Raw genomic sequence first — 1,349 nt, forward strand, 5'->3', positions numbered from 1 at the left:
GGCCTTTAAGGTCAATTTTTCTGGGTTTCTGTTGATCTTGGCCGGGAGCCTTCTTCGGAATTGGAGTTGGGAATGACGGAAAACTACGGTGCAGAGCAGATCCAAGTTTTGGAAGGCTTGGAGGCTGTGCGCAAGCGGCCTGGCATGTATATTGGCTCCACCGGGCCGAAGGGGTTGCACCATTTGGTGTACGAGGTGGTGGACAACTCTGTGGATGAGGCCCTGGCCGGCTATTGCGACGATATTCAGATCAGCCTGCATCCCGACGGCTCGGTATCCGTTTTGGACAATGGCCGCGGCATTCCGGTGGACATCCACCCCAAAACCGGGCAGTCGGCTCTGGTTACGGTGCTGACGGTGCTGCACGCGGGGGGCAAGTTTGGCGGTGGCGGCTACAAAGTCTCCGGTGGGCTGCACGGGGTGGGCGTGTCGGTGGTGAATGCCCTCTCCGAATGGGTGGAGGTGACGGTTTGGCGAGAGGGCAAGGTTTACTTTCAACGTTTCGAGCGCGGGGCGGTGGTGGGATCCCTGAAATCCGAACCCCAGCCCAAGGGATCCAATCGGCGGGGTACAGAGGTGCGCTTCAAGCCGGATGGGCTGATCTTTCCCGAGCGAGAGTTTGACTATGCCGTATTGGCGGCCCGCTTTCGCGAATTGGCCTACCTCAATGCCGGCTTGAAAATTACCTTTAGCGATCTGCGGCGGGATCCGCCTCACTGCGAAACCTATCAATATGCAGGCGGCATCAAGGAATATGTGGCCTTCATCAACCACGAAAAAACGCCCATCCACTCTGACATCATCTACATCCGAGGGGAGCGGGATGGCGTGGAGGTGGAAGTGGCCCTGCAGTGGTGCTCGGATGTGTACACCGATACTTTGATTGGCTTTGCCAACAACATTCGCACCAGCGAAGGAGGCACCCACCTAGAGGGCCTGAAAACCTCTCTCACCCTCACCATCAACAGCCAAGCCCGCAAACTCAACAAGCTGAAGGATTCCGACAGCAACCTGGCTGGAGAAAATGTGCGCGAGGGGTTGACGGCCATCGTCTCGGTCAAGGTGCCTAACCCCGAGTTTGAGGGGCAAACCAAAACCAAGTTGGGCAACACCGAGGTGCGGGGCATTGTGCAAACCCTCGTCTCCGAGGCGCTCACGGAGTACTTGGAATTCAACCCCAACGTGGCCAGGGGGATCGTCGATAAGGCCATCCAGTCCTTCAATGCTGCCGAGGCAGCCCGGCGGGCCAGAGAATTGGTGCGGCGCAAATCTGCCCTGGAATCTTCCACGCTGCCGGGGAAGTTGGCCGATTGCAGTTGCCGCGACCCGGCGGAATCTGAGGTGTATTT

The 1,349-nt window shown here is 58.2% G+C and carries 1 protein-coding gene; it reads left to right on the forward strand.

All coding sequences use genetic code 11. The features are described 5' to 3' along the window. Nucleotides 1–72: 72 nt before the first annotated feature. Nucleotides 73–1,349 (forward strand): ATP-binding protein (locus NW819_RS13080; protein WP_414414008.1); only part of this gene is annotated, 1,277 nt, incomplete at its 3' end.

Origin of the sequence: Synechococcus sp. R8-2 (assembly GCF_047461715.1) — a bacterium.
GTDB lineage: Bacteria > Cyanobacteriota > Cyanobacteriia > Thermostichales > Thermostichaceae > Thermostichus.